Source organism: Streptomyces sp. NPDC055815, from assembly GCF_053616475.1.
The window spans coordinates 1-9,942 of sequence record NZ_JBSHDU010000143.1; the positions used below are offsets into that span (position 1 = coordinate 1).

Annotated in this window: 7 protein-coding genes; 5 read left to right on the forward strand and 2 right to left on the reverse strand. The window is 74.7% G+C overall.

Translation table 11 applies throughout. The annotated features are described in order from the left end of the window. Positions 1-2,368, forward strand: a 2,368-nt coding sequence (locus ACWGN5_RS41100) for an ATP/GTP-binding protein (protein WP_453523943.1), incomplete at its 5' end; no start/stop codon positions are given. Positions 2,369-2,534: 166 nt separating this feature from the next. Then, complete coding sequence (locus ACWGN5_RS41105; RefSeq protein ID WP_453523946.1) at positions 2,535-4,094, forward strand: PucR family transcriptional regulator; 1,560 nt, start codon at positions 2,535-2,537, stop codon at positions 4,092-4,094. Between the two features lie 189 nt (positions 4,095-4,283). On the opposite strand, the gene ACWGN5_RS41110 is transcribed toward ACWGN5_RS41105, so the two are convergent. Beyond that, positions 4,284-4,487 carry a hypothetical protein gene (locus ACWGN5_RS41110; RefSeq protein ID WP_453523949.1) on the reverse strand — a complete coding sequence of 68 codons (204 nt, stop codon included), beginning with the start codon at positions 4,485-4,487 and terminating at the stop codon, positions 4,284-4,286. Positions 4,488-4,638: 151 nt separating this feature from the next. Here ACWGN5_RS41110 and ACWGN5_RS41115 point away from each other — a divergent pair, with 151 nt between their 5' ends. Both ACWGN5_RS41115 and ACWGN5_RS41120 read left to right on the forward strand, forming a co-directional pair. Continuing rightward, a complete protein-coding gene (locus ACWGN5_RS41115; RefSeq protein ID WP_453523952.1) occupies positions 4,639-5,613 on the forward strand; it encodes an EamA family transporter in 975 nt (324 codons plus the stop codon). Positions 5,614-5,773: 160 nt separating this feature from the next. Then, positions 5,774-7,219, forward strand: coding sequence for an aldehyde dehydrogenase family protein (locus ACWGN5_RS41120; RefSeq protein ID WP_453523955.1), 1,446 nt, complete (start codon positions 5,774-5,776; stop codon positions 7,217-7,219). 63 nt (positions 7,220-7,282) lie between these two features. On the opposite strand, the gene ACWGN5_RS41125 is transcribed toward ACWGN5_RS41120, so the two are convergent. Beyond that, on the reverse strand, positions 7,283-7,585 hold the full coding sequence (locus ACWGN5_RS41125; protein ID WP_369146819.1) for a putative quinol monooxygenase: 303 nt from the start codon (positions 7,583-7,585) through the stop codon (positions 7,283-7,285). A gap of 133 nt (positions 7,586-7,718) precedes the next feature. Here ACWGN5_RS41125 and ACWGN5_RS41130 point away from each other — a divergent pair, with 133 nt between their 5' ends. After that, positions 7,719-9,641, forward strand: coding sequence for an acyl-CoA dehydrogenase family protein (locus ACWGN5_RS41130; RefSeq protein WP_453523958.1), 1,923 nt, complete (start codon positions 7,719-7,721; stop codon positions 9,639-9,641). The last annotated feature ends 301 nt before the right edge of the window (positions 9,642-9,942 follow it).

A 9,942-nucleotide genomic window follows, 5' to 3' on the forward strand; every position in this document is an offset into this window, starting at 1 on the left:
GCCGCGCGTGCCGCCGCGGCCGGTGACGGCGCCCGGGGCGGCGAAGGGGTCGGGTGCTCCCGGGGCCCCCGGGGTCGCGGGGGCACCCGGGGCGTCGGGTGCTCCCGGTGGTGTCGTCGTGCCGCCCGTCGTCGCCTGGCTCGACGCCCCCCGGCCCGAGGCCGCGCCGGGGATCTGGCGGTTCCGGCATGTGCCACCGCCGCCGCCCCGGGAGGCCCGGAAGCTCGCGCCCGTCACCGTGGCCGGGCTTCTGATCCCGCTCGTCGTGGGGCTGCTGCTCTGGTCCGCCTGGCGGCGCGGCGCCGTCCCGTACCAGTGGATTCCGCTGGCAACCTTCACCCCTAGTGAATGGTGGTACGCCGGAGGAACCTCGTCCCGCGACTGGCACGGCGACGAGGCCCATGTCGTCTACGACGGCGTCTTCTTCGCCGTCCTGCTCTACACGATCGCTCGCCTCGGCGCCTGGGCGGAGCTCTCCCGCCACTTCGTCGCCGACCGCCGCCCATCCGTGCGCGCCGCGATCACGGCGGGCGCCGCGCTGATCGCGCTGACGTTCGTCTGGCCGGAGGCCTTCCCCGGCGTCGGCTGGGACGCTCTGCCGGTCGTCAAGCCTGTGCTCTCCCTCGTGGTGCTGATCGGCGGAATCGACGCTCTCACCTCCCCGTTCCTCGCGTACACCCTGTACGGCCTGATCACGGCCGCCGTCCTCTGGCCCTTCGCCCGCCTCGGCGACTGGCCCGGCCTGGTCCGCGGGTGGCTCAGGGCCCGCGCCGCCACGACGGACGGCACCCCGCCGCCCCTCGACCCCGCCGGGCCCGTACCGCTCTCGCAGTGGCCCGAGCTGCGGGCGGTCGGACAGCAGCAGGCGGCGGACCTGCTGGCCGCCGAGCTGTACGCCGGACGCATGAACGACGTGGACTGCGCCCGCGTCCGCCACGGCGTCGAGCGGCGGCTCACCTCCTTCGTCGACACCGTGCTCCGGCAGGGCGCCGCGGCCGGGGTCCACCCCTCGGGCGACCGCGACCTGCCGGGCCGCACCGCCCCCCACGACCTCCTCCTCGGACAGGTCCGCATCGGCCGCTGCGTGGCCGAGACACGGAACCCGGCCGCCTACCGGGGCGTCGGCCTCGCCCTCGAACCGGCCGCCCTCGCCACCTCCCTCCTGGTCGTGGGCCCCTCCGGCGCCGGGAAGACCACCCGTCTGACCGGCCCGGTCGTCGAGTCCCTCGCCCTGCAGGCCCTCACCGGAGCCTGCGCGGTCGTCGCCGTGGGCACGACGGACGCCCCGCTCGGCCCGGACGGCGCCTACGACGTCGTGGTCACGCCCGGCGACCCGGCCTCGCCGTACGACCTCGACCTGTACGCCGGCCTCACCGACCCCGACGAGGCCGCGGCGCTGCTCGCGGAGGGCCTCGCGGGCGACGTCGAGAGCCTCGACGTCCGGCGGGCCGCCACCGTCCTCGCCCAGCTCGTCGGCCCCTACCGGGCGGCGCACGGCCGCTTCCCGTCCGTGCCGGTGCTCCGCGAGCTCCTCGAAGCGGGCCCGGAGACGCTGACCGCGCTCCTCGGCCGGCTCCCGGCCGACGCCGCGGCCATGCGCCGCGAGCTGGAGGCCCGGATCCGGCAGGCCGGGACCGCCGCCGACGCCGGGCCGCTGCTCGCGGACCGCCTGTCGCTCCTCGACCGGCCGGCCTTCGCCGAGTTCTTCGGCGCCGACGGCAGCGACGTACAGCCCTTCTCCCTGAAGTCCGTCGTCCACCACCCGCTGCGGGTCCGGATCAAGCTGCCCGAGCGCGGCCACGAGGAGGCCTCGCGGCTCCTCGCCCGGCTGGTCCTGGCCCAGTTCCTGGCGGCGGCGCGGACGGGCACCAAGCGCACGCACTTCGTGGCCCTCGTCCTCGACGACGCCCACGGGGCGCTGACCACGGGGACCGTCCGCTCCCTCCAGCGGCTGCGCCCGCACAACGCCGGTGTCGTCCTCGGGCTCCGTACCCTCGGCGAGGTGCCGGAGGCCCTGCACGGCCCGCTGCTCGGTGCCGTCGGCTGCCGGGTGGCGCTCTCCGGCATCACCACCTGGGACGGGCGTGGCTTCGCCGAGACCTGGGGCAAGGAGTGGGTGGAGACCACCGAGGTGGCACAGCACACGGTCTTCGCGCACCAGCCGATGACCCGGTTCATCCACTTCCTGCGGAAGAAGGTCACCGGAGTGGCCGTCACCACCGACGCGGTCACGACCCGGAAGGTCGAGCGCGAGCGCTGGTCGGCCTCGGAGCTCGCCCACGCGGTGCCACCGGGCCACGCGGTGGTGTCCCTGACGACACCCCAGGGCGCGCTCACGCCCCCGGTCCTGGTAGACCTGCGCGCCTGACGGGCGGCCGCCCGTTCGGCCCAGTCGTCTCACCCCTCGCGCGGCAGAGCGGGGTCCCGGCGGCCCTGGCACAATCGGGGGCGCCGCTCACCTGAGCGGTGCCTCCCCGCCTCCGTGCACGGCTCCCCCCGCGCGCGGTCCTCGCTCAAAGGTCCGACGGTCCCCAATGCCGCCCACCCTCGCCTCGCTCGTGCAGCACTCCGCCCTCAAGCTCATCGTCCGCGCCGGTGAGGACCGCCTCGACACCCCCGTCCGCTGGGCACACGTCAGCGAGCTCGCCGACCCCGTCCCGTACATGGAGGGCGGCGAGCTCCTCCTCACCACCGCGCTCACGCTCGACGCCGAGGACCTGGAGGCGATGCGCCGCTATGTGCGGCGGCTGCTGGGCGCCGGGGTGGTCGGCCTCGGGTTCGCCGTGGGCGTCAACTACGAGGAGATCCCGCCGGCCCTGCTCGACGCGGCGCGCGAGGAGCACCTGCCCCTCCTGGAGGTACCGCGCCGGACCCCGTTCCTCGCCATCAGCAAGGCCGTCTCGGCGGCCATCTCCGCCGATCAGTACCGCGCCGTCACGGCCGGTTTCGAGGCCCAGCGCGAGCTGACCCGCGCCGCCCTCGCGGAGGGTCCCGAGGCCGTCGTCGCCCGGCTCGCCGCGCACGTCGACGGCTGGGCCGCGCTGTACGACGCCTCCGGCACCGTCGTCGCCGTCGCGCCCGAATGGGCGGCGCGCCGGGCCGCCCGCCTCACCCCCGACGTCGAGCGGCTGCGCGAGCGGCCCGCGCCCGCCAGCGCCGTCGTCGGCGGTACGGACGACCGCGTCGAGCTCCAGTCGCTCGGCACCGGACGCCGGGTGCGGGGCGCCCTCGCCGTCGGTACGGGCGCGCCCCTCGGCACGGCCGAGCGGTACGCCGTGCATTCGGCGATCGCCCTGCTCACCCTCACGACGGAACGTTCCCGCTCGCTCCAGGCGGCGGAGCAGCGGCTCGGCGCCGCGGTGCTCCGGCTGATGCTCGCGGGCCAGCCGGAGCACGCCCGCGCGGTGGCCGGCGACCTGTACGGAGGGCTGCTCGACGCCCCGTACCGGCTGCTCGTCGCCGAGCCGGCCGGAGGCGAGGCGGGCGCCGAGCCGCCGCTCCCGGTGCTCGCCGAGGCCCTGGAGGCCGCGGCCGCCCGCGCGGGCGAGGCGGTGCTGACCGTCGCCGAGAGCGGACAGCGGCTCGTCGTGCTCGCCGGGGACGGGGGCGCGGTGGTCGCCGCCTGCGAGGGGTACGCGGAGCGGGAGGCGGAAGACGCCGGTGTCGTCGTCGGTCTCTCCGCCCCGGCGGGCCCGAGCGCCGCGGCGGCGGCGTACAAGCAGGCCGAGCAGGCCCTCTCGGTCGCCCGGCGGCGGGGCAGGGCGCTCGTCGAGCACGAGGACCTGGCGGCCGGCTCGGTCCTTCCGCTCCTCGCCGACGACGCCGTACGCGCCTTCGCCGACGGGATGCTCCGCGCGCTCCGCGAGCACGACGCGACCGGCCGCGGCGACCTGGTGGCCTCACTGCGCGCCTGGCTGTCCCGGCACGGCCAGTGGGACGCGGCGGCGGCGGACCTGGGCGTCCACCGCCACACGCTGCGGTACCGGATGCGGCGGGTGGAGGAGATCCTCGGCCGTTCCCTGGACGACCCGGACGTCCGGATGGAGCTGTGGCTGGCCCTGAAGGCGACGGGCGAGGACGGCAGCGGGGCCTAGCCAGGGCCTGTCTTTCGGATCATGCCGGGCTCGCGGGGCCTGGCACGCACGCTCGCCGCGTTGTCGTCAGTCGCCAACTCCCCCGGCTACCGCTGGGAGGTGCCCCCACCGCGTTGACTCCCTCCTCCGCCTTGCGATCGCACGCACCAGGCCCCGCTCCCTGATCCGGCCTGATCCGAAAGACAGGCCCTAGTCCGAGCCGAGGGAGCTCGCGTCGTCGCCTCCGCCCCGCTTCCCGTTCCGGCGCCGGCCGTCGCGGACCAGCTCGCTGCCCAGCAGGGTCACGGTGGCCACCGCGCGCACCCAGCGGGGCCCGCCCCGCGACGCCCACACCACGCAGCCGCAGCCGGCGACGGCCAGGACCAGGACGCCGATCAGTACGTAAAGGATCATGCTTTCCCCCCGGGGGTCGTACGGTCCCGGCCATCCTCCCACCCCTTCACAAGGCCCCCTCCGCCCTCGCGCCGTCCGAATTCCGCTATCCCTGCCCGGATCCGGGCAATTTTCTTGGTCATCGGGCCCGGAACTCCCTACTCTCCTGCTCATGACAAGCCCCGCCGTCGACCCGGCCCCCGACACACACCCGGCCGCCCCCGAACCCCGTACCGAAGCCCGTACCGCCGCCCCCGTCCGCCGGATCACCGGCGCCGTCTGGGCCGCGCTCGGCATCGTGTACGTCGTCTGGGGCTCCACGTACCTCGGGATCCGGATCGTCGTCGAGACCCTCCCGCCGTTCCTCTCCGGCGGCGCCCGCTTCCTCACCGCCGGCCTCCTCCTCGCCGCGATCGTCGCCTGGCGCCAGGGCCCCGCCGCACTCAAGGTCACCCGCCGGGAACTCGGCTCCGCCGTCCTCGTCGGCCTGCTCCTCATCCTCGGCGGCAACGGCCTCGTCGTCCTCGCCGAGACCTCCATACCCTCCGGCCTCGCCGCACTCCTCGTCGCCGCCGTCCCCGTCTGGGTCGTCCTGCTCCGCGCGGTCTTCGGCGACCGCCCCGGCCTCGGCGCCTTCGGCGGCGTCCTGCTCGGCTTCGCGGGCCTCGGCGTCCTCACCGTCCCGGGCCTGAGCGGCGAGGTGAAGATCGGCGGCGTCCTGCTCGTCCTCGTCGCGGCCCTGTGCTGGTCGGCCGGCTCCGTCTCCTCCGCACGGCTGCCCATGCCCGCCAACCCGTTCACCGCGAGCGTGTACGAGATGCTGGCCGGCGGCCTCGCCGCGCTCACCCTCGGCCTCGTACGCGGCGAACACCACGGCCTCGACCTCGGCGCCGTCTCCGGCCGCTCCTGGGCCGCCCTCGCGTACCTGATCGTCTTCGGCTCGCTCGTCGCCTTCACCGCGTACGCCTGGCTGCTCCAGTCCGCCCCGGTCTCCCTCGCCGCCACCTACGCGTACGTGAACCCGGTCGTCGCCGTGTTCCTCGGCGCCCTCGTCCTGAACGAGGCCCTGACCTGGCCGATCCTCCTCGGCGGCGCGATCGTCGTCGGCGCCGTCTGCCTCATCGTCTCGACCGAGCGACGCGGCTGACCCTCCGGTGGGGAGCACCGGCCTCCTTCCGCTTCGGCCGAAGCGGACAGGGCGGCCACCCCCACTACTCCATACCGGACAAGCCCGCGTCCGCCGTCCCGGCCCTACGGTGTCACCAGAGCAACCGCTCGCACCCCGAAACGGAAAGGGCCGGGACGCAATGACGACCACCCACGCCTTCTGGCTCGCCGGCCGTGAGGCCACCGGCGACGCCACCTTCGACGTCACGAACTCGTACGACGGACGTCTGGTCGGCAAGGTCAGCGTGCCCACCGAGGCCCAGGTCGAGGAGGCCGTCGCCGCCGCACACGCCGTCGTCGACGAGTTCGCCGCGACCCCGGCGCACGTCCGCGCCGCCGCCCTCGACCACGTGTCGAAGCGGCTCGCCGAGCGCACCGAGGAGATCGCCCTCCTGATCTCCGCCGAGAACGGCAAGCCCATCAAGTGGGCCCGCGGTGAGGTCGGCCGTGCCGTCTCCGTCTTCCGTTTCGCCGCCGAGGAGGCCCGCCGCTGGAACGCCGGCGAGGCCCAGCGCCTGGACACCGAGGCCGGCGGCGTGGGCCGCCTCGCCCTCACCCGCCGCATCCCCAAGGGCGTCGTCCTCGGCATCGCGCCGTTCAACTTCCCGCTGAACCTCAGCGCCCACAAGGTCGCCCCGGCCATCGCCGTCGGCGCCCCGATCATCCTCAAGCCGGCCCCGTCGACCCCGATCTCCTCCCTGATCCTGGGCGAGATCCTGGCCGAGACCGACCTGCCGGCCGGCTCCTGGTCGATCCTGACCGTGCCGAACGACCGCATGCCCGCCCTCGTCCAGGACGAGCGCCTCCCGGTCATCTCCTTCACCGGCTCCGACAAGGTCGGCTACGCCATCGCCGAGTCCGTGCCGCACAAGCACTGCACCCTGGAGCTCGGCGGCAACGCCGCGGCCGTCGTGCTGCCCGACTGGTCCTCCGAGGCCGACCTGGACTGGGCCGCGACCCGCATCGCGACCTTCTCCAACTACCAGGGCGGCCAGTCCTGCATCTCCGTGCAGCGCGTGATCGCCGACGCCTCGGTCTACGACCGCCTGGTGCCGAAGATCGTCGCCGCCGTCGAGGCGCAGGTCACCGGTGACCCGGCGGACGACGCCACGGACGTCGGCCCGCTGGTCGACGAGAACGCCGCCAAGCGCGTCGAGTCCTGGGTCGACGAGGCCGTCGCGGCCGGCGCCAAGCTCCTCGCCGGCGGCAAGCGCGAGGGCGCCACCTACGCCCCGACCGTCCTCACCGACCTCCCGGCCGATGTCACCCTGGCCCGCGCCGAGGTCTTCGGCCCGGTCCTGACCATCGCCAAGGTCGACGGCGAGGCCGAGGCCTTCGCCGCGGTCAACGACTCGGACTTCGGCCTCCAGGCCGGTGTCTTCACCCACGACCTGCAGACCGCCTTCCGCGCCCACCGCGCCCTGGAGGTCGGCGGCGTGATCGTCGGCGACGTCCCCTCGTACCGCGCCGACCAGATGCCGTACGGCGGCGCCAAGCGCTCCGGCGTCGGCCGCGAGGGCGTCAAGTTCGCGATGGACGACTACACCTACGAGCGCGTGCTCGTCCTGACGGGCCTCGCCCTCTGAGGCGTACGCCCCACGAGACCAGGCGGTCCGAGCCCACTGTGCGGGGGCTCGGGCCGTCTTTCGTCATGCCACGGGGGAGTCGTCGAGACGGACGACCTCCGCCGGGCCCGCGCGGAAGGCCTTGTTCGCGGCGTCGGCCGCGACCATGTGCGGGGCGACGTCGTGCGCGGCGAGGGCCTCCGCCGAGGCCCAGCGCTCGATCAGGGCGAAGCGGTCGGGGTCGTCGGCCACCCGGTGGAGGTCGTACTGCAGGCAGCCCTCCTCCGCCCGCACCAGGGGCGCGAGCGCCTCGAAGGCGGCGAGCTGTTCCGCGCCACGGCCGGGCAGGGTGGCGACGAGGACGATGAGCTTGATCGGCTGAGACATGCCGCGGACCCTACGCGCGGCCCCGCCGGACGGTCGGGCCGTCTCACCAGAAGGACGAACCCGGAGGGATCCCCTCCTCTTTCCGGACCCGCCGGAATCGGGTACGACGGACTGGAAGCCCAAGGAGGTGTCCATGTCCGCACCCACCCAGCGGCCCAAGGTCACCGAGCGCGAGGCCCGGCAGGTCGCCGAGGCCGCGCGCGAGCGGGACTGGCGGAAACCCAGCTTCGCCAAGGAGCTGTTCCTCGGCCGTTTCCGCCTCGACCTCGTGCACCCGCACCCGCTGCCCGCCGCCGAGGACGTCCGCCGCGGGGAGGCCTTCCTCGCCGTCCTCCGCGAGTTCTGCGAGACACGGATCGACGGCGCCCGCATCGAGCGCGAGGCCCGCATCCCCGACGAGACGATCACCGGACTCAAACAGCTCGGCGCGCTCGGGATGAAGATCGACCCGGCGTACGGCGGGCTCGGCCTCACCCAGCTGTACTACAACCGCGCCCTCGCCCTCGTCGGCTCCGCCAGCCCCGCCGTCGGCGCCCTCCTCTCCGCGCATCAGTCGATCGGCGTACCGCAGCCGCTGAAACTCTTCGGCACCCAGGAGCAGAAGGACGCCTTCCTGCCCCGGCTGGCCCGCACGGACCTCTCCGCCTTCCTCCTCACCGAGCCGGACGTCGGCTCCGATCCGGCGCGCCTCGCCACCGCCGCCGTACCGGACGGGGACGCGTACGTCCTCGACGGCGTGAAGCTGTGGACCACCAACGGCGTCGTCGCCGACCTCCTCGTCGTCATGGCCCGCGTCCCCGCCTCCGAGGGACACCCCGGCGGCATCACCGCCTTCGTCGTCGAGGCCGACGCGCCCGGCATCACCGTCGAGCACCGCAACGCCTTCATGGGCCTGCGCGGCCTGGAGAACGGCGTCACCCGCTTCCACCGCGTCCGGGTCCCGGCGGCGAACCGCATCGGCCCCGAGGGCGCCGGCCTCAAGATCGCCCTCACCACCCTCAACACCGGTCGGCTCTCCCTGCCCGCCGCCTGCGCGGGCGCCGCCAAGTGGTGCCTGAAGATCGCCCGCGAATGGTCGGGGGAGCGCGAGCAGTGGGGCAGGCCGGTCGCCCGCCACGAGGCCGTCTCGACCAAGATCTCCTTCATCGCGGCCACCGCGTTCGCCCTGGAGGCCGTCGTCGACCTCGCCTCCCAGATGGCCGACGAGGACCGCAACGACATCCGCATCGAGGCCGCCCTCGCCAAGCTGTACGGCTCCGAGAAGGCCTGGCTGATCGCCGACGAACTCGTCCAGATCCGGGGCGGCCGCGGCTACGAGACCGCCGACTCGCTCGCCGCCCGCGGCGAACGGGCCGTCCCCGCCGAACAGCTCCTGCGCGATCTCCGTATCAACCGCATCTTCGAGGGCTCCACCGAGATCATGCACCTGCTGATCGCCCGCGAGGCCGTCGACGCGCACCTCTCCGTGGCGGGGGACCTCATCGATCCGGAGAAGTCCCTGGCGGACAAGGCGAAGGCGGGCGCGCGGGCGGGCGGCTTCTACGCCCGCTGGCTGCCGGGACTGGTCGCCGGGGCGGGACAGCTCCCGGGCTCGTACGGGGAGTTCGGCGCCCTGGCGGGTCACCTCCGCTACATCGAGCGCACCTCGCGCAAGCTCGCCAGGTCCACCTTCTACGCGATGTCCCGGTGGCAGGGCCGGATGGAGCTCAAGCAGGCGTTCCTGGGGCGGATCGTCGACATCGGCGCCGAACTCTTCGCGATGAGCGCCGCCTGCGTCCGCGCCGAACTCCTCCGCACCACGGGGGAGCACGGTGCGGAGGCCCACCAACTGGCCGACGCCTTCTGCCACCAGGCCCGGCTCCGCGTCGACGAACTCTTCACCCGCCTCTGGTCCAACACGGACGACCTGGACCGGCGGGTGGTCGACGGGGTCCTGGCCGGCCGCTACACGTGGCTGGAGGCGGGGATCGTGGACCCGAGCGGGGAGGGCCCGTGGATCGCAGACGCGTCCCCGGGCCCGTCGACCCACCAGAACACCCACCGCACAATCCCGTAGCCCCCCGTTGTGGGCGCGCTTCCGCCCGTTGTGGGCATGCGTTCCGCAAGGGGCGGAACGGGTGGGCACAACGGACGGCGCCCTTGCCGGCGCCAGAGGCTCCAGGGCCTGGACCCGCACCCCTGGTGACGGCACGCTCGTGGTGCGGGTCCAGGCTCGGAACGCGGAGGCGCCGCTGAGCGCGCCGTCCCGTGTGCCCACCCGTCCCGCCCCTGCGGGACGATTGCCCACACGGGGGGCGACCCGGGGCGCCGCCCGGCGCGGGCGCGGGCCCGCACGGCGGTGGGCGCGGGTCCCACAC